Origin of the sequence: Alteromonas sp. KUL150 (genome assembly GCF_009811475.1) — a bacterium.
Lineage (GTDB): Bacteria > Pseudomonadota > Gammaproteobacteria > Enterobacterales > Alteromonadaceae > Alteromonas > Alteromonas gracilis.
Window position 1 is genome coordinate 1 of the sequence record NZ_BLIJ01000072.1, and the last position, 20,086, is coordinate 20,086.

The 20,086-nt window shown below is 43.9% G+C and carries 10 protein-coding genes and 1 pseudogene; all 11 read right to left on the minus strand.

What is annotated here, in order from left to right; translation table 11 throughout:
* Window positions 1-280 (minus strand): annotated as a pseudogene (locus tag GVO62_RS17300) (alpha-amylase family glycosyl hydrolase); the annotation flags it as partial.
* Window positions 281-282: 2 nt separating this feature from the next.
* Window positions 283-1,764, minus strand: coding sequence for an MFS transporter (locus tag GVO62_RS17305; RefSeq protein ID WP_159120317.1), 1,482 nt, complete (start codon window positions 1,762-1,764; stop codon window positions 283-285).
* A gap of 37 nt (window positions 1,765-1,801) precedes the next feature.
* Window positions 1,802-3,736: a glycoside hydrolase family 13 protein gene (locus tag GVO62_RS17310; protein WP_159120318.1), complete on the minus strand. Its 1,935-nt coding sequence runs from the start codon at window positions 3,734-3,736 to the stop codon at window positions 1,802-1,804.
* Between the two features lie 181 nt (window positions 3,737-3,917).
* Entirely contained in the window at window positions 3,918-5,861 is a 1,944-nt protein-coding gene (locus tag GVO62_RS17315; protein ID WP_159120319.1) for an alpha-amylase family protein, read from the minus strand.
* A gap of 132 nt (window positions 5,862-5,993) precedes the next feature.
* Window positions 5,994-6,917, minus strand: coding sequence for a PEP-CTERM/exosortase system-associated acyltransferase (locus GVO62_RS17320; protein ID WP_236547220.1), 924 nt, complete (start codon window positions 6,915-6,917; stop codon window positions 5,994-5,996).
* Window positions 6,918-6,995: 78 nt separating this feature from the next.
* Window positions 6,996-7,505: an RNA methyltransferase gene (locus tag GVO62_RS17325; RefSeq protein ID WP_105931255.1), complete on the minus strand. Its 510-nt coding sequence runs from the start codon at window positions 7,503-7,505 to the stop codon at window positions 6,996-6,998.
* 681 nt (window positions 7,506-8,186) lie between these two features.
* The gene (locus tag GVO62_RS17330; RefSeq protein ID WP_159120320.1) at window positions 8,187-9,047 is read right to left on the minus strand and encodes a patatin-like phospholipase family protein; all 861 of its coding nucleotides are present in this window, start codon (window positions 9,045-9,047) and stop codon (window positions 8,187-8,189) included.
* A 178-nt stretch (window positions 9,048-9,225) separates the two neighbouring features.
* The gene (locus tag GVO62_RS17335) at window positions 9,226-13,557 is read right to left on the minus strand and encodes an alpha-1,6-glucosidase domain-containing protein (protein ID WP_159120321.1); all 4,332 of its coding nucleotides are present in this window, start codon (window positions 13,555-13,557) and stop codon (window positions 9,226-9,228) included.
* A gap of 83 nt (window positions 13,558-13,640) precedes the next feature.
* Entirely contained in the window at window positions 13,641-16,691 is a 3,051-nt protein-coding gene (locus GVO62_RS17340; RefSeq protein WP_159120322.1) for a TonB-dependent receptor, read from the minus strand.
* Between the two features lie 272 nt (window positions 16,692-16,963).
* The gene (locus GVO62_RS17345; RefSeq protein ID WP_159120323.1) at window positions 16,964-18,460 is read right to left on the minus strand and encodes a tryptophan halogenase family protein; all 1,497 of its coding nucleotides are present in this window, start codon (window positions 18,458-18,460) and stop codon (window positions 16,964-16,966) included.
* A 9-nt stretch (window positions 18,461-18,469) separates the two neighbouring features.
* The gene (locus GVO62_RS17350; RefSeq protein ID WP_236547221.1) at window positions 18,470-19,972 is read right to left on the minus strand and encodes a tryptophan halogenase family protein; all 1,503 of its coding nucleotides are present in this window, start codon (window positions 19,970-19,972) and stop codon (window positions 18,470-18,472) included.
* Window positions 19,973-20,086 lie beyond the last annotated feature (114 nt).

The window sequence follows — 20,086 nt, forward strand, 5'->3', positions numbered from 1 at the left end:
AGCCTACATAGGCTTTTTTGTCATCAGGGCCCTCAAGCGGCAGTTGCCACGTAGGGTGTTCCCCCCCCTGACTTTCATGGTTATTGTTAGGGTCACCGTCAACAAATCTATCGGTAACTACAAAATAAACCGCTTCACTCGCGAACGGGTTACTCGTACCCACAACGTCGAAATTGTCGGTATTTTCAGTACTGCCAATCTTGGGGGCCGATGTGCTCGTGCACGCCGTACAAAATATTCCGGCAACAGTTAAAGCAACTGCAGTGCGATTAAAAGACATAATTAAGCTCCTTGTGCGGCTTCAAGTTCTTGTTTGTCAGCTTCCTTTACAAAGAATACTGACGCAGCGCCAATCAACATGGAAACGCCCGCTACAACGATGATGTATTTAGCATCGTTATCAAATACGCTGCTTAGAATCCAGCCCGCTGTCAAACCCGACACAATTTGTGGCGCAGCAACGGTAAAATTAAAAATTCCCATATACACACCGGTTTTATTAGCAGGCAATGCACCCGCTAACATGGCGTAAGGCATAGCGAGGATCGCTGCCCACGCAATACCCACACCTATCATAGGAATAAGTAATTTTACCGCGCCTAAAGGCACTGTAACTTCAGTGATTAATAAGTTTACGTTCACCATTGTCAGGTCTTGGAATAGTAAGAAGCTTACATAGCTAAGGCCGCCTAGGGCTAATGAACTGGCATACACCGTTTTTCGACCGAACTTATCAGCCAATTTGGCAAGAAATATAGAAAAGATAGCCGCAAACACCGAATATGCGGCGAACAAGATCCCAACCCAGTCGCCAGCAGCACCTTTGGCCATGATAATGGTTTCAGGAACCATAGGGGCAGCAGCAATATAAGCTGGATCAAACCACTGCTTATCTACATTCCAAATGTGCTGTGTAATGGCAGGCGTGGTATAAACCCACATAATAAAAAGTGCAAACCAAGAGAAAAACTGCACAACTGCAAGCTGCTTCATGGTTTTTGGCATATCCCTCACCAGACGGAAAAATTCGCTTAAACGCTGACCTAGCGGCGCTTTGGACGTTTTTTCGTGCACTGGCTCCTCATCAGTGAGCCCTTTGTAACGATTGTATTCCTCTGGTGCGTACTCTTTTGTACGAACTACCGTCCAAATTACCGTACCAAGCAGCACAGTGGCACCGATATAAAAAGCCCACACTACAGAAGGCGCAACTTCGCCCATTTGCGCAGTATTTTCTAAACCAACTACATTGGTTAGCACAAATGGCAGTATAGAGCCTATCACCGCACCAATGTTGATGAGTAGCGACTGAATTGAATAGCCAACGTTGCGTTGTGAAGGCGGAACCATGTCCGATACCAGCGAACGAAACGGTTGAAAGCAAACGTTAAACGACGCATCCATAAGTGCAACCATCAATGCGCCCATCAGCATAGGCGCTAAAAATGCAACAAAAATGGGGGCGTTTGGCAACAAGATCATGCCGAGCACGGCTGCAATAGCGCCGGCTAAGATAAACGGTCGGCGTCGACCAAGCCGATTCCATGTTCTATCGGATGCCGACCCTACGATAGGTTGTACTATCAACCCCATGATTGGCGCTACAAGCCAAAATAAAGATAGAGAATGAAGGTCTGCTCCCAAGTCGGACAGGATACGACTGACGTTTGCATTTTGCAGTGCAAACCCAAATTGAACACCCAGAAAGCCAAAGCTGACGTTCCATATTTGCCAAAAAGAAAGGCGTGGTTGAGTTGTTTGCATATGTTGCTCTTTTTATAGTTTTATTTGATTAATACGGCTATTGCACAATGAAAACATTTGCCGACATTGCCGAAAGGCTTATGGTATCAGACGCTTTGAAGATTACACCGTCACTTACACGTCTTAATGAAGCATTGGCACCGAACATCTTTGCGTACTTTGTTAATTTCAAATTTACAGGCTGCTTATTAAGCACAACCATAAGCTTTTTGGCTGATGAGTTGGCTGGAAATCCGGCTAGAGAATCAGTTGATTCACTCGCTACGCGAAAATAAGTGTAAACACCGTCAACAGGCGCATAGTGTTTCAACTCGCCTTTAAATAATTCAGGATGAGATTGACGAAGTCCTAATAGGGCTTTAATACGCTCTTGTGCCCAACGTTCGTCATCCGAAAGCCCTTTACCAGTAAAGGCATTCTTTTCACTGTCTGATGGCCACCCGCCCGGGAAATCAGAACGAATGATGCCGTGATCGTCGCTTCCCTCGTTGCCCATTAAAATTTCGGTTCCATAGAATACCTGCGGAATACCACGGGTGGTGAGCAACAGCGTCATTGCCATATTCCATTTTTCTTTATCATGCCCAAGCTGAGTATAGATCCTGCTCATGTCATGGTTGTCTGGAAAAATAACAAGATTATTTGGGTCGCCGTATAAGAAATCGCTCGCTAACGTTTCGTACACGCTTATAAAGCCAGAGTTCCAGCTTTCATCGTTATTCAGTGCCTCAACCACTGCGGCCTGCAAAGGGAAATCCATAACAGACGGCAGCGCACTGTCATAGTTGTCGTGGCGCTGACTTCCCGCTTGCCAATAGGCTGTAATGGCAGTGTTTACTGACCACTCTTCTCCCACAATATTGAATTTCGGATACTCGTCCATGATTCGATTAGTCCACTGACTTAAAAACGCTTTATCAGGGTACGAATAAGTATCTACGCGAATACCGCTTAGATTTGCTGTTTCCACCCACCAAATGGCATTTTGAATAAGGTAGTTAGCCAGGTGCGGATTGCGCTGGTTCAAATCGGGCATGGTGGGCACAAACCAACCGTCACTAAAGCCCTTTATATCGCTTTCTATAGCATGCGGGTCGTGAAGAGACTCCCTTTTGTGTGTAGTGCCTACGAACTTGCCGTTGTTGTTTATCCAATCAGATGAGGGCATATCTTCCATCCAAGCGTGATTGCTTCCTATGTGATTGAGCACCATGTCCATGATCACCCCAATCCCATGCTCGTTGGCTTTCTGACTAAGCGCGATAAATTCTTGATTAGAGCCGAAGCGTGGATCGATGTTGTAGTAATCTGTTGTCGAATAGCCATGATAACTGTATTTCTCCATGGCATTTTCAAGCATTGGCATCGTCCATATCTGGGTAAAACCCATCTCTTTTATATAGTCGATATTTTCTGCGATTCCTTTAATATCGCCACCATGACGGCCTCCTTTGAATGACCTGTCAGCCTTGTCTTTATAACCATCTACGTTGTCATTGTTTAGGTTACCATTGGCAAAGCGGTCTGGCGTAATTAAGTAAATGGCGTCTTCTGGGCCAAATCCTTTTCTTTCCGCGGACGCATCTTTACGCATTTTCAATGTGTAACGAATATCTCGTTTGCTACCGTCATCATCGGTTAACGTCATTACAAGCTCTTGCGCTTTTGCAGCTGAAGTATCTAATGTAACGAACAGGTAATTATCGCTATCAAGTGCCGTTGACTTTGTTATTCTCACACTACCTTTGGCAACAGAAACCTTGTCGTCGGCTACATCCTCTCCTGCAATCATCAGCTCTACTTCAGGATGCTGCATACCTACCCACCAGTTAGGCGGATAGACGTTAATATGTTCCTGCTGTGATGCAAAAACAGAGACTGTGTGAAGTGACAAGGCACAGCCTACAAACAGTAAAAGTGGGTTCTTACGCTTTAGGTGGATAGCATTGCTTAGGCGGTTAGTTTTGAACACATTAACACCGATGTTAAAAATACGTTAAAGATAAAGTAATGGGGAGATACTACCTTGCTAGCGCTGACTGACCAATGGTCTGCATACGTATTCACGAGACTCCATAGAAAAATATATGGTGCCACGCGTATACAAAGTTTAAGCAAGTCCTTAATTACTGTGTCAGTAAATAAGGGAAAATTTAGAAGGCAAAAACCTTGGTTTCTAATCCATCTAATGACAATGTTGTTTGATAGTTAACGCCATCTTTTTCTAAGTTTAGAGCGTCATGGGAAAGTAAGGCTTTAACCTCACTACTTTCATCTCTACCACCAACAAAATCTGAGGGAACAATGAGGTTAATTAAACCGGTAGGATTTTCATCGAAATTAGAAATTACCAATAACCCATGCTCATCTTTAACTCGTGCGAACGCAAACTGCTTTTCAGAATAGGTTGAGTTGCTTACGTCTAAATTCAGCGCATGAAGGCTCTGATATTTACCTGTAATTGCCGGATGAGTGGCAGCAATAGTCATCACGTCTTTGTAGAAGTTATGCAACTCTTTTTCACTTTCGGTCGACTTCCCGCCATCAAATTTGCCACCGTTCATAAAACGCTGATGGGCAGGAACACCCACGTAATCAAAAATTGATGTGCGTGTTGGGTCGCCAAACCCTGTTTCTTCGCTACCGTCTTCGCCCACGTCCTGACCAAAATAAAGAAGTGTAGGTGAACTACTGATTAGCGCACTCACCGCAAGCGCTGGCTTACCTTTTTCAGCACTTCCAGTAAAGTCAGGGCTAGCAATACGTTGTTCGTCGTGGTTTTCCAAAAAGTGCAGCATATGTGGCGCAATATCACTGATTTCCTTATGAACAGCAACCAGGTCGCTGACTTCGCCCTTGCCCTGCATGATAGCTTTCAATGTATCGTAGAAGCCTACTTTATCGTAAAGGTAATCCATTTTTCCTTTTTGGATATAAGCGCGATATTTATCTGGCTGGTAAACTTCTGCCAGCAAAAACGCATCAGGCGTCCTCTGCTTAATGCTGCTATTTAAAAAAGACCAAAACTCTACTGGAACCATTTCCGCCATATCGTAACGGAAGCCGTCAACGCCCTTATCAATCCAATAGTGAGCGATATCTCTGAATTTGTACCACGAGTCAGGGAGATCTTTACCGTCCCAAAACGCTGCGTGCTCTTCGTACGTTTTTTTGCTGTATTCATCAGGCAAAACCGGGAAATCATAAGTGCCGTCTGGCTTAACACCATAATTTACCTTAACTGTTTCATACCAGTCATTTATATCTGGCTGGGCCGCACGAGCGCCATTGCCCGTCCACTTAGCTGGATACTCATCGAACTTACCATCAGATAATGGATGAATTTCACCGCCCAAGGGTTGGTAACCTTCAGCTTTGGGCACCTGAAAAGCCTCGCCCACTACATAGTAGAAGTTGTTGTCTCGGGCATATTCCACATTAGTGTCATCGTTAGCGCCAAAATCGCTCACACCTTCTGGCGCTGAGAGCGAGTGGTAATCACGGGCAACATGGTTAGGCACAATGTCTATGATTACTTTCATTCCCGCAGCATGCGTCCTTTCAATTAACGCTTCGAACTCTTCTAATCGTTTTTTAGGGTTATCGGCAAGATCTGGATTTACGTTGTAATAATCTTTAACTGCATAGGGAGAACCCGCGCGGCCTTTTACAACATCAGGGTCATCGTTTGATATGCCGTAGTTTGTGTAGTCATTAATAACTGCATGGTGTGGCACACCGGTATACCAAATATGGCTTGTGCCCAAGGACTTTATGGCGCTGAGTGCTTGTGGCGTGAAATCACTAAATTTGCCTACGCCATTTTTTTCAATCGTGCCCCAAGGTTCGTTATTTGAATTTGTATTTCCAAATAATCGAGTAAAAACTTGGTAAACAACGGGCTTACCTTGCCTGTCAATGTTATCTGTAACCGGTGACATATCACGACTTTGACTTGATGTTAAAGACTGATTCTGTTTGCCCTCAACCTTCTGACTACCTACAGAAGATGACGGCCCAGAACACGCAACTAAACCTAATGAAAGTATAGCAACGGACAAAGGCTTAAGACAAAAACCCAACTTTGTATTTGGCATAGTATTCACTGTAAAAAATAAGCAATGCCAACAGGATACGCGTTAAATGTATGTTAAAAAACATGCATACGTATTCAAACATAAAAAAGCCGCCTGTAAGGGCGGCCCGTTTGAACTAACGTCAACAGCGCACTAGGCAGCTTGCGCTATACGCAGAGGTTTTTGCGTATGTTGTACTGTGTGAACAGTTGGCGTTGATACCTCACTAATAGCCTGGAGCTTAGCATGAAGCCCTTTGTGTATGGCTTCGTAAAAACCTTGCAGTGGTTTGGCTAATTCAGTTATCAGGACAGAAGGTGCCACTCTGTATGGAACACGTTTGCCCTTGAAATCTACGGCATCCCCTACTGGATTAAAGTTAATCCCGAAAGCTTTCATCCTTCTGGCAAGTTTCGGCTCCATAAGTACGTAAGCATGCTTAACATCAAGGTGTTGGCAAACACTCGTTGCCATTAAGTAAAGTGCGATGGAAAGGTAAGGAAAATGCTCTACGTTAAAGGGCGTGCTTTTTTTCTGTTTAATTTTTTCTAGCTTTTCAGCAGGCAAAATTTTTGTACGCATTTGACGCACTCTGAACTCTCGTGGGATAGCTAGCCTTGATATCTCACATACCGTCTGAGGGTCGAGATTAGAGGGTAACAACGCTCCGTTTTCAAACGCTTCAGCACATTTCTCTTCAAGAGGAAGTGAAAGCCCAGCCTCCGTAGGTAAAACTAATCTAATCGTGCCAGCACACTCTCCTGTAGGCCTGTGCTTTATATAACAATTAATGGCACGATCATCGTACTTATCTTTTTCTAGCGCCGTCGCATTTTGTTTCTCAAACTTCATTTCTTCACAATACACTTTATGACGGGTTTTATAACTTACCTGCTTCTCATTCTCTTCGTTAGCAATCACGAGTTCATAACGGCTAAAGAAGAAATTGGAAATGCTTTCTTCAAGTGAAAGTGGACGAGTTAATAATCGTGTAAACTGACGTGGCAGTTGTCTCAGTTTATCTGACACGGTGCTATTTAAAGCACGAACCGTGTTCATTGCTCTTGTTTTCAACACAAAGCTCCCCTGATATTGGATATTATTATTAGGCCTGTGGGTAACTTCCTGGTCGCAACGACAGCCTTTGGTTAACGTCTATCTAATTTTTGTTTTATTATTGGTATCTCTACTCTGTCTGATAAGCGCATCCCCGCTTATATATTCAGACTTTGCTAGTCGGTCATAAAGCAAGACATTGGCTGTTGCCGCCAAGTTCATACAGGAATAAGTTGGCACATATACAACATGGTCGCACCATGACAGCACGTCTTCGCCAATACTTCCGTCTTCTGGACCGAGCAAGTAAAATGCATTTTCTGGGTGATTAAACGAAGGTAAAGGTGTTGCGCCTTCGACTAATTCAACCGCTACTACTGACGCACCTTCAGGTACAACATCACGCAGGCAATCTACGCCCACAGTAGGAATAACCTTGTGGAACGCTTTTGTGTCCGCATTGAAGTCTTTCGCAAAACGATAACGCTCACCAGTGTAAAAAACACTGGCGACACCATAGCAGCCCGCCGCGCGCAATATCGAAGCGACATTTACCGGATTTTTTGGGTTTACAAGCCCGATTGAAATTTTTTGTTTTGCTATATTCACGTTTTATTTTTATTTGTTTTTTTCTATTTTCGGATACTGACACGAACGACAAGTAGCTGCTATATGCGAAACCAAAAAATAGCCTTAAGTATTAATTAATATACATTTCAATGTAAGATTTTTCGTTGCCGACTATTTTTTATTCAATCAAAACATCTTGTTTTGCATTCAAAAAGCCGCAAGTTTTAGACAAATAGCGCCGATTTTACTTTTATCTTTTTTTAGTATATGTGAACTCTTATTTACCGTTTCTGATATGCGCTTTAGCTTTTTGCGTATTATGTTGTATAACTATCGACAAATAAATGGTAGCAATTTGTGCACCATAACCGTGAAAATATTGCACATTACCTGCAAAGTTTACAGATACATCATAGAAAAAAGTGAAAGTTATGATATTTCAGCTAGTTAAGAACGGAGAATAACAATGATACTTCTCAGAGATTGAAAATTATCAATACACTTAACGTTTATTAACTTTTTTACAGTTAGTATTTTTTAAAAAGAAGGAGAAAGTGATAAGGCCCAAGCCATTAAAGTGTTGCCTATTTGTAACACAGTAAACTGCTGTAATCGTTATATTTTCTAGACCACAGTCAGAGCTGTCTCTTTTATTTCTAACTATAGGCGCAGATGTTGCGAAAAGCATACACACACGCATATGCTTCTATTGAATTATCGTTATGCAGATTTACGGGTGTTGGCGTCAATTGTATTTTTAACGGCTTTAAGATAGCGTCTAGCCATTCGCCTTCCTTGACCATAACCTCTTAGTAGCTTTTTCTTATCCATTGTTAAGCGCTTTACACAGAACGCTTCATCGGGTGCAATCACGCGAACCTTACAATCTTCAGGTGGATTATTCAGAAAATCGAGGGTTTCGTTGTAGATGGTGGCTCGCTGAAGCATCTTGTCTAGTATGGCAGGCTGGTTTCCATACATTTTCTGCATTAACCAAACGGACTTTACTTCGGGTTTGGTGAAGCCTAGAGGCTGAGAAAGGATCACAGTAATATCCCTCGCCCCCATCTTATATGCTTGAATTGCGGGGATCGCATCAGCCACACCACCATCTAAATAGCGAACGCCATTTATTGAAATTTCGTCTCTGTATGCAGTAGGTAGTGCACACGAGGCCACCATAAGATCATCTACGTTATCTTTGGTAGCTTGAATATATTCGCACTCACCTGTCTCAGCATTTGTTATTCCCACATAAAGCGGCATACTGCTCTTTTCACCGGGAGCGGGAATATTCATCGATTGCTTTGAATGGTGCCACAACCAATGGACATCTGTCATATGGCCGCCTTTGATGAAACGAAGCGGACTAAAGAATTCACGTTTTGTTGCGTATTGAGTAATGATTGTCTTACTTAGCCCATGCATTTTCGACACATAGGTAGAAAGATTAGTCGCTCCTGCTGAGACCCCGAGTGTAAAATCGAAAGGGTGATAATCATGTTCCATGAGCTTATCGAGCACCCCAGCAGCAAAAATTCCCCGCATCGCACCACCTTCTACTACTAATGCCTTTTTCATGTTTTCATCTCCTTACGAAATACGCCAACCATCTGGTACGACCACATTTATACGCCATACACTTTCAAAGAATCAAGAGATATGCCAAAAAATTAGGCGCTGTAAAAAAAACCGCGAACCAGGTCGCGGTTTTTATTAAATCGGTTAGTAGAAACCGACGTTGTGTTACTTTAGACGATTATTTTCTGGTAACCGTTAACGTGGGAGCATTACCATCAGGCCCTGAGACCATGAACTCATAAAGGCCTGATTCTGGAATTTCAATCATAAGATTGTTATTGCTTGCTCCAAGTATTTTAGGTTCTCCAGGCGTTACAATGTTACTCGCGGCATCATTAGGATTACCCAGGTTTACCGTCGACCAATCTTCAGAGGCAACTTTGAACTCGATGCTACCTGCGCTCAACTCAATGTTAGCTGTGTAAACACCTTCTCCTTGGTATTCAAACATATCTACTGCGCTCCAACCGTTCATACCACCGCGGATATAAACTTGGGTGTCTCCCCAAAACGCTTCTTTAAATACACCAATGGTAGGGGCGTCCAAGTCAGTCACATTGAACACAAACACATAGCGATCAGCAGTTTCAATGTTTAGAACAAGGTTATCGTTAGTCGCAGCCAACCCAAGAGTTTGACCTGGCGCTAAATTACGATCGGCATCATCGGCAGACATAGCACCAAAATTTACTGTACTCCATTCTTCAGATGCAACTTTGAACTCATACGTACCAGGCTCAATATCTCGAGCAAAGGTATAGATACGACCACCTTGATAAGTGAACTCCTCGTCTGTCCCCCAACCGTTCATTGCACCACGAAGATACACAGGTGTACCAACGAAGGGCTCCTCGTTCTCAATCATTAAGATCGGCGCTTCACTGTCAGACGCATCAACAGTGAACAAATATGTTGCGCTCGTTGCTGGCGTAAATGAAAGATTGGTATTAGTGCGCGCAAGAACCTTTTCTTCACCCGCAATTACCGCACCTCCTTCGCCATCTGCAGCGCCAAAGTTAACGGTACTCCAATCTTCAGACGCGAACTTGAACCCATAAGTTACACCGCCTTCTAGCACAGCAGTAACCGTGTATTTACCATCACCCTGATACGTAAACGCGTCATTAGTAGACCAACCATTCATGTCTCCACGAAGGTAAGCAATGGTGTCACCGTAAGGGACAACGTCAGGTGCCCCGGACGTAGCAAACGCTGAAAGACCATAACCTTGGGCGCCAGATTGTGGTTTAACAAACACGGCAATGGTAAGCGCAGGAACGGTAAAGGTACCGTTACCCTCTTCGCCCTCAACAAAGCTTGCTCCGCGTACCGCAGCATCAACTGAGTTCATTTGGGTAGCGTGAAGGGAAAAGCCAGTTGCTGTGTTAACCGTGATAGATTTCTCTTCGTAACCCGAGTTTACCAGTACCATTACCGCATCATTCATCGTGTCTAAGTCTTGACGCGGCTCTTCGCTGTTGTCAGAAATGCCGTCATCAATGCTCATCGCAATGAGGCCTCGCTGCTGGCGCTCACCGATATTGTGGAAACCAATACGATCGACAATGTCTTCAGCGGTGGTCAATCTAAACAATGGACTTGTCATACGAATGTTTAGCAACTCTGCAAACACGTCTGAGGCGAACATGATATCTGCCATCGACGCAGCGCGGTTCGGACTATAAATAAACTCACCCATTTCTTCCCAACGAGCTTCATTGTCCTGTTCTAGCGGTAATCCTACATTCCAGTTGTTGGTCTCGTATGTGAAGTCTACATAGTTAAACCAGTCACCAGAGTCGTAGGTATTTCTGTCCATTGATTTAGAACGAAGCATGTCGCCGCCCATTTGTAAAAATGGAATGCCTTGAGATACAAGGTTGATACCCATAGCTACGTTTTGTGCACGAACCCGCTGCTCTAGGGTGATATCTTGCGGAAGCGTATAGTTTAATTGGTCCCACAAGGTTTCATTATCATGCTTTGACACGTAGTTAATGATATCTGCTGGGTCTTCAGCATAGCCACCCAAGTTACTTGTTGCACCAGCACTGCCTGAAGACGTTTCTAAAACATAGTCTTTCAACGTGCCAATCATGCCCATTTTCACACGGTCTTGTGCACTTAACAGCCCGTCATCTTCTGGTCTGAAAATGGCGCCCTGGCGAATTGCTTCACGAATGCGATCGTTGTAGGTTCCAATCTCAGTACCGGCCATATTCAACTGACTCGCCTGCTCATAACCGCGGTCTATTTTGGTCCAGCCTTCACCATAAAAGTAATTGTCTTCGTCAATAGAATGAACAGCATCACGCAAGCGCACCATGGTGTCTTTTGTGGCTTGGCTCATAATATCGAAACGGAAAGAGTCATACTTATAGTGTTCAGTCCACATAAGCAGTGAATCTTCCATGAATTTTTCCATCATGACATTGCGTGGCTCGGTGTCATCACAGCACGTTTCACGCACTATCGCGCCAGTGTCCACTTCGTAACGGTGGTAATAACCCGGAACTGCTTTGTCCAAAACAGACTTGCTGAAGACACCCGATGCATTGGTGTGGTTGTAAACCACATCAAGTGCAACACGAAGTCCCATCTCATGAAGAGCCTGAATCATTGCGCGCATTTCTACTATGCGTTCAACACCTTCTGCACTAGACGCATAACTTCCTTCCGGCGCGTTGAAGTGATGAGGGTCATAGCCCCAGTTGAACGTATCCAGATTCCGCAAATCATTAGTAAGCTGTTGTGCCTTGCCCGCTTCAGATAGTGGATCATAAGAATTGTAAACATCGATTAGCAATGCGTTTGCGCTTTCTTCTTCACACACTGCCGCACCGCTGTTTAAGCGACACAATTTGCCTACCGTATCGTACAAATCAACGGTCTTAGTAGAATCTTCGTCAATGGTTGCGATGTCATTCGCTGGAAGGATATGGAAGTAGGTAAGCCCTGCCTCAACTAGCTTTTTAAGGTGTTCGACCGGCGCTGTACCTTCTTCCGTGAAGGCAAGGTATTTACCTCGATTTTCTTCAGAAGTCGACATATCACGTACACTAAAATCACGAATGTGGCCTTCGTAAATAACTGCGTCTTCGTAATTTTCAACCGTAGGGATGGTGTGAGAATCCCACCCTTCAGGTTTTAAATCATCATCCGCTAGATTTACAAAGCGCGAGAAACGGCCGTTTGTGCTTAGTGATACAGAATATGGGTCTGTTACAAGCAGTGTCTCTACTTTGCCCGTAATCGGGTGATAAACAGTAACTTCATAACGGTAAAGCTGACGGTCAAGCGACATATCACCTTCATGGCGCCAAACACCTGAGGTATCGTCACGAACCATTTCAATACGTTGGTTTAATGTCTTGTTATCGTTATAAAGTAAAAGGTCAACATTTGAAGCAGTAGGTGCCCACAGTGCAGCAATTATACCTGCGTCAGTGTAGATTCCGCCAAGTTGAGCTTCATCAGCATCGTCTTCCCCTAAGGTGTACAGGGCATCAATAGCATTAGCTAATTGGATACCTGTTGCGGCGACAAGTGTGCCATCAGCATCATATCCACCAACAACGGCCTGGGTTGTGAGTACGGTTTTTGCGTCTTCAACTGACCATTCGCCTTCCCATGCCTGCATGGCAGACAAGTGAGGGGCGCGCGCAGATTGATCTTCGGTAAGCGTTGTACTCATTAGAGGTAATTCAGTACCGTTGATACCCTCTTCTAGCGTGCTCTCTAAATCAGCCTGTGCTGAGTAGTGAAGTTTCACTTGCGAAACGGTTTCTGGAACGTCCCATAAAATCGTATTCGCATCTAACCAATGAGCACCAAAGCCCTCTATATCAACCGGCTGTGGGCCTAGAGACATAATTGGAAATTCAAAGATCGTTGGTTCACCAGAAAGCGTAAAGTTCATACGCACAAAGGTTTCATCATCCTGTAAAAGCGAGGCTTGGAAGTCACCACCTCCCATTTCTTTTCCAGCATCATCAGTACCTTTGTGTATGATGAAGTTATGACAGCTTCCGTAATCGTCTTTAAGGTCTAAGATCCAGTACGCACCATAATTTGGATCGATGCCGCTATGAATACGACCGTTTGCCCAATCCGTATCGGCGTCGGCATAAGCGTCGCACTCGTCGTTGTTCCAAGTATGTAACCTCCAACCTTCGTAGGCAGCGTCGTTACTAGAATTATCCGCGTCTACCGCAGCGCGATTGTAATATAACACCGCTTGATTAGATGACGGGGTAAATACAGGCGCAGGGAGACTCGGATCGGCGCCAGCTTCACATGCGTCGTTTGCTTCGTTAGGTACTAATGGCGCGTCACATTGAATAGGCGGTGGTGGCTCGCAGGCCGTTCCTGCTGCGTTTGGAACATTTGGCACATCACAGGTAAGTAAATCGTTTGTTCCAGACTCTACGCCCGAACCTCCGCATCCTGCAAGTGTATAAGCGCCTACTAAAAGTAACGCTGCGCGCACTACTCTCTTTTTAGTAAACATAGAATTCTCCTGAATATTTTCGCTATTGTTGGCAACCGAATGTTCCTTCGAGTCGCTAAATAAATTGCCTAGGATGTTGTTTTTCATAGTTGGTATGTCATCCCAAGGTAATATTGGGTGCCAAAGTACTGAATGGTGCCGGTTTGTTCTTCTGAGGCGAAATAGCTCTTAGTTGGCTCGTCGGTTAGATTATTAACCTGAAACAGTACACTCCAATTGTCGTTAATTTCATAAGACGCTTGGTAATCTATTACCAACTCTTCATCAAAGTTAACTACTTGGTCGTTTACTGCTACCTGTTGCGAAACAAACGCATCGCGATATCGACTAGACAAGCGGGTTTCAAAACCTTCGTATTCCCAGAAAACTGTTAGCGTCGCTACGTTCTCAGAAAGGCCAGGTAAATTTGCTGCGTAAACGCCGTCGCCCAGAGTGCGCTGAATTTCGCTTTCGGTGTAAGAATAGCTAGCGCTAACCCCTAACCCTGACCACAAACCAGGCAGCATGCTGTATATTTGGGTATAAGCAACTTCAAGGCCTCTGATGTAACCGCCCTCAGCGTTGTTTACTGCCGTACTGTAGCTACCATTTTCCGTAGGAACGGTTACGAAAATAGGATCGCCGTTCTCATCGCGAGCAAGCTCAGCCTCTTGGCCGTTAAACTCAGGGGTTAGGTATACCGGAACGCTAACGTTGTCAGGAATAACAATGCCGTTTGCCTCAAAATCATAAGGCTCTATTTCAATGTCTTCTACAAACGACTCAATGTCTTTGTAGAAACCAGCGATAACCAAAGCACCTTCTGTATCTGAAAAGTAATATTCCCAAGACACGTCGTATTGCGTGGCGTAAAACGGTTCTAAGTACGGACTATTACGGGCATTACCACTAACTCTTGCGGTAGGGTTCGATAAAGTAATTTCACCTGAATCTCTGTCTTGGAAAGCAGTAACCGTTTCAATGGTAGTAGATGCATTTGCCGCAAAACGGTTAATTGGCGCTCTACCCATTACTTTTGCTGCTGCAACGCGAAGCTGTGTGTCATCAGTCAGCTTAAAGTTTAGATTGATAGAAGGAAGTACGTCTGAATACTCATGGCTTATCAAGGCTGGTCGATAAAAATTGTTGATAAGCCCAACATCGTCTGTAATGTTTTGCGCACCTGCGTTAGGGTCGCTAACTTCAACTGATGTGCCTGTTTCTAGATCTTGAATTAGCTGGGTAGCACGCTGCAGCGTTGTTGAGCTCTGTTTACTTTTAACGTAACGAACACCCACATTTCCCGTAACAGGAACATTGCCTATTTCGGTATTTATCTTAGCCATTAAGTAGGCCGAGTTTACCGTTTCAAATACATCTCCGCTTTCTTGCAGTGTCCATGCTGTAGCGGGCCCTGTACCAGGCCCGTTAATAACGCCAGCTGCGCCCGGACCCCATGTTTGAACAGGCTGAGGCCTACCGCTTGGAAACCATGCATTAAGTGCACTGTCTAGATCAACAGAAAGATAACTTGGGAAGTAGCTAAAGTCACCACTCCAGTCAACTTGCTCGACCATGTCAGACGTTAGCCGAAGCGGCGGCTCGCTCACTGAAAATGCACTGTCGTTTCCGTACTCAAAGACTGAGCGATCGTTGTTGTACTCCCGGTCTGAATAACGATAGCCAAATTCGAAACCAGAAATGATGGGTACGTCTACGTAATACTGGAAGTCGACACGATATGCATCTAGCTCATCTTTATTTTCAAACGGATAAATACCGTACTTACTCACCATGACCCGGTCTAAGTCAGTAAAGGCATCTGTTTGATTAAAACCGATATCAGGCAGATTTAACCCGTTCAGCAAATACGATATTTGAACGTTTTCATCAAAAACTGGGTTGGTTACTGTCGCGTCTTCGCCTACAAGCGACCATAACAAACCGTTTCTAAAGTCACTTTCGGCACTTGAACGGGATACATCAAACTGAACCGCTAAATCGGGTGATATTTCCCAACTGGCATTAATACCTAAGTTGGTTACACTGTCGAAATCTTGATTGTCGTCGTTAACGAGTTCAACACGGGTAAAGCTATTGTCTGTGCGTGAAAAAGTACCGCCGATGACATTATTATTCACCACTACGGGATTGGTGATGCCAGCGTTAATGCCGCCTAACTTTACGCGAAAACCACGGGCAAATGCTTCAGAATCAAATTTAGAAATAAAGGCATCAGCTTTTAATGTAAAGGTATCGATGGGCGCCCACTCGAACGCAGCCACGTAACCGTCGCGGGTTTCTTCCCCGCCTTTGTGCTGCATTTCAAAGCCTTCAGAGATAAGCTCACAATTTGGGCAATCTGCTGGCCCATCCGTATCCCCTTCTAGACCATCAACATCTGCCTGACCGTTATACGCCAAACCAATAAATTGCGTAGAAACGCTTGGTTGGAATAGACGGGCATACCCCAAAGACACACCTAACGTATCGTCTAAAAACTTACCTTGATAGGAAAAGCTCAGTCTGTGACCATATTCAGTAGCATCGCTTATCTCTGATGCTCTATCGTTGTACATACCGCGCATGTTGGCGCTAAACTTATGCTGCTCTTCAATAGCCAGTGGTGATGCTGTTTTCAGTTCTACCGTACCCGCAATACCGCCTTCAATAAGCGACGCCTTGGGTGATTTATAAACCGCTGCCTCACTAATTAGTTCAGACGGATATTGGTCAAACTCAATGGCGCGACTTCCGCTGGTGGATACTTGTTCTCTTCCGTTTAGTGTAGAAAACACGAAGTCACCTGATAAACCACGAATGTTAATCTGGGCAGCTTGTCCTCCAGTTCTTACAGCAGAGATACCCGGCAAACGAGTGAGTGCATCTGCCATAGATACATCAGGAAGCCCGCCAAGGTCGTCCGCAGATATCTGTTCAGAGACTGTGTCGGAGAATCGTTTTTGATTAAGTGATTGAATCAAGCTAGTGCTGAAACCACGCACTTCGATACGCTCTAAGGTATCTTCCTGTGGTCGTTCAACTTCGTCTGTTTGGGTGTCAGGTGACTCTTGTGCATAAAGAGGAAAAGCGCTAAAGGCAACTCCACTGCTTATAAGCGCCGCCATTATGGTGCTGGGTTTGAATCTTTTCATTGGTGTCCCATCCTTGTTTATTATCGACATTTTTAGGACTACCACACCCAAAAATGCCTCTTATGGAATACCAAATACTACTGCTTTGTATAAAAAGGGAGCAATGCTATGCATACGTATTCATTTACAATTGTTAAACATAAATGAAACATTGTGCAGAACTTATTGTTTTTTATACTATTTATATGCAGGGGTTAAGGAGGTCAGCGCTTTTACTTATAGATAAATATAACAATCTTGCTAACCGTCCTTGGCTTTCAAGATTGCAATTATTAGCTTTGTTGTGTCTGAAGCACATTATTATGATGTTTAAAATTTAACGCGCAGCCTTTAATAAAATGTTCAATTTTTTGCTCATTGTACAAATCGCCACGGCCTGGTTGATTTTGCTCTAGAGGCGGAAACGCGCCATATCCAGCAAATAAACAGTGCCATGATACAGAGTCCCAGTGCATTCCTATATTCTGACGATTAATCTCACTGGTGAGATCTTCACGTTGGAACCATGTAGAGATTAATGACTTGAGTGAATCTGACAGCACCATGTTATTTCTGTTCGCTCGCCAATAATCATTGTCATCACGGGTATTAAGCTTATAATGCGCGACGATATAGTCTCGTACTCGATCAAAACGCTCTTTGGCAAAGGCATTGTAAGCTGCGCTCCCTTTACTAGAAAAGCCACTCTTTTCAAATGTATCGGAGAAATACTCAATACAAATCTGTACCAGGTGAAGTGCGGTTGCCTCAAGCGGTTCTATAAACCCTTGGGATAGGCCTAATGCTAAACAGTTTTTCTGCCAATGCTGCGCTACTTGCCCAACTTTCATTTTAAGATGTCTAGCTTCCACATCGTTGTTTTCAAGTCCAAGATGCCGACGCAACTCCTCTTCTGCCTTGTCTTTCGATAAATGTGAAGCACTATAGACATAACCATTTCCCGTGCGGTTTTGAAGTGGTATTGACCAACACCAACCATTGGAGAGTGCTGTGGATTGTGTCTCTACCGGAATGGTTTCGTAAGCGTGTGTAGGTAATACTACCGCAGAGTCATTAAACAAGTTATCGGAGTAAGAATTGAACTTAACACCTAGGGTTTGCTGCAATAGATGGGAAGAAAACCCGGTGCAATCGACGAAGAAATCTCCCTCAATGTTACCCTTTTCTGTTACAAGGTGACTTATGTCTCCGCTAGGATGAAGTACTACGTCACTAATTACCGCACTAACATGAGTAACGCCTTTTTCAACCGCAACATCACGCAGATAGTTGCCTAGCAATGCGCTATCAAAATGGTAACCGTATTCCATCCTGAATGGAAAGTTATCAGGAGTAATCGGCGCCTTGTTCTGCTTTGCCAACACACCATTTAATAAAAAGTCTTCAGGTTTAACGTGAGTATCTAGACCCAACCTTCGGGTACGGCAGTTCACTTCAAAAGCACGCTGAGTAAACGTATCTGTTTGAGATATGAAGGGATGGCGATACTGTTTAACACCGGAACTAGGGCTCCAGTCATTAAACTGAATGCTTACTTTGTAGGTTGCATTACACTTAGGCATCCAATCACTTTCTTTAATTTTTAGCTCTTCAAAGAAGCGTTTTAATGTCGGTGTAGAACCCTCGCCTACACCAATAATGCCTATATCGGGAGACTCAACAAGGGTTACTTTAACCTTGTCCGAGGGCCATTTATGTGCAAAATAATTAGCCGCCATCCAGCCGGCAGTTCCGCCCCCGGCAATAACAATGTTCATTGGTTCATTCATGCTAAACGGCTAACCACAAAACTGCTTCAAGAAGTCATCATGAGTAGCAATTTTTCCGATGGGTTCATTCTTAATACGTTTAATATTTTGCATCAACTCTTGCAGTTTTTGCTCAGACAATGCGTTTGCCAGAGGATGGTAATCACCTTGTGCTATACCTTGCCCCATCAGTACTTGTAGCCAAGAACTTTCAAGGAACAAGTCATTTTGTTCTCTGAATAAATTACCAGACTCTCTGAATAGCTCGATTTTATGCGTTAAGCTATCAGGTACATCCATTTCTCGTAAGTCTTTCCAGAAGTGCGAGTCAGTTCTTTCATTCACGTGATAATGCAAAATAATGAAGTCACGTATTTGTTCGTACTCGGTCTTTGATTGCTTATTATACTCATCAATTTGACGTTGCTTGAAACCTTCGTGTGGGAATAAATGGATAAGCCTAACCACGGCAGATTGAATAAGGTGAATACTGGTTGACTCAAGAGGTTCAAGAAAACCGCTTGAGAGCCCAACGGCGATCACGTTCTTATTCCACTGCTTGCGTCTTCTTCCAGTCTTAAAACGAATAAAATTAGGATCGGCCAGTGGTTTGGTGTCTAGGTTATTCGACAATATATCAAGTGCTTGCTCGTCAGTATAATAGTTACTGCTATACACAAGGCCATTACCGTTACGGTGTTGAAGTGGAATACGCCATTGCCAGCCGGCAGAGTGTGCTATGGAGCGAGTGTAAAGTAAGGTTTTTTCTAGTCGCTCTGAAGGAATAGCAACAGCGCGATCGCAAGGTAGCCAGTGAGACCAATCCTCATAGCCTGTGTTCAACGTTTGCTGGGTAAGAAGGCCTTTAAAGCCTGAACAGTCAATAAATAAATCGCCTTCAATATGTTCACCGTCTTTCAACGTTACCCCTGTGATGAAGTCGCTCTCACTATCTTGCGTGACATCATGAATAATGCCCTCTTTACGAGTTACTCCCATTGCTTCACACTTTTTGCGTAAGAAGCGCGCATAAAGCGACGCATCGAAATGGTAAGCATAAGGCATTTCTATAATTGGATCTGGAGATTTTATATGAGCAAATTTACCCGCTTTGCAGGCAAGGTAGTTCAAATCGTATTCCCAGATTGAGTCGGTAAGCCCTAGTTTTTGTGCACGTTTAAAATAGTGATGAAAATGACAGAAAGCGTAACTTTTTCCAGCTGCGCCGAAGGTATGAAAATAATCCTCGCCTTTTACCCGCCAATTTTCGAACTTGATGGCAAGCTTCATCGTGGCATTGGTTTCTCGTAAGAATTCCTTTTCATCTATACCGAGAACATTATTTAACGTAATAATAGGAGGTATTGTCGCCTCGCCTACTCCGACTGTTCCAATGTCTTCAGATTCAACCAAAGTAACTGTTAAGTCTGTACCAATTAAGCGCTTGATGACTGCTGCAGAGATCCACCCTGCAGTTCCACCGCCAACCACTACTACCTTTTTTACAGCTTTATCGTACATATTTTCTGCCATCACTCTACACCGCTGACCTACCACACTTTGATAACACGACCTGTATTGCTATACAACAAAAAGCCCCAACACATATTACAGTTTTGGGGCTTTGAAATTTCATAATATTGACTA

Bases quoted from the DNA above. Each gene is read 5' to 3' on its own strand.
- GVO62_RS17340 (WP_159120322.1), bottom strand. From the start codon at position 16,691: ATGAAAAGATTCAAACCCAGCACCATAATGGCGGCGCTTATAAGCAGT.
- GVO62_RS17335 (WP_159120321.1), bottom strand. From the start codon at position 13,557: ATGTTTACTAAAAAGAGAGTAGTGCGCGCAGCGTTACTTTTAGTAGGC.
- GVO62_RS17350 (WP_236547221.1), bottom strand. From the start codon at position 19,972: ATGGCAGAAAATATGTACGATAAAGCTGTAAAAAAGGTAGTAGTGGTT.
- GVO62_RS17330 (WP_159120320.1), bottom strand. From the start codon at position 9,047: ATGAAAAAGGCATTAGTAGTAGAAGGTGGTGCGATGCGGGGAATTTTT.
- GVO62_RS17315 (WP_159120319.1), bottom strand. From the start codon at position 5,861: ATGCCAAATACAAAGTTGGGTTTTTGTCTTAAGCCTTTGTCCGTTGCT.
- GVO62_RS17305 (WP_159120317.1), bottom strand. From the start codon at position 1,764: ATGCAAACAACTCAACCACGCCTTTCTTTTTGGCAAATATGGAACGTC.
- GVO62_RS17345 (WP_159120323.1), bottom strand. From the start codon at position 18,460: ATGAATGAACCAATGAACATTGTTATTGCCGGGGGCGGAACTGCCGGC.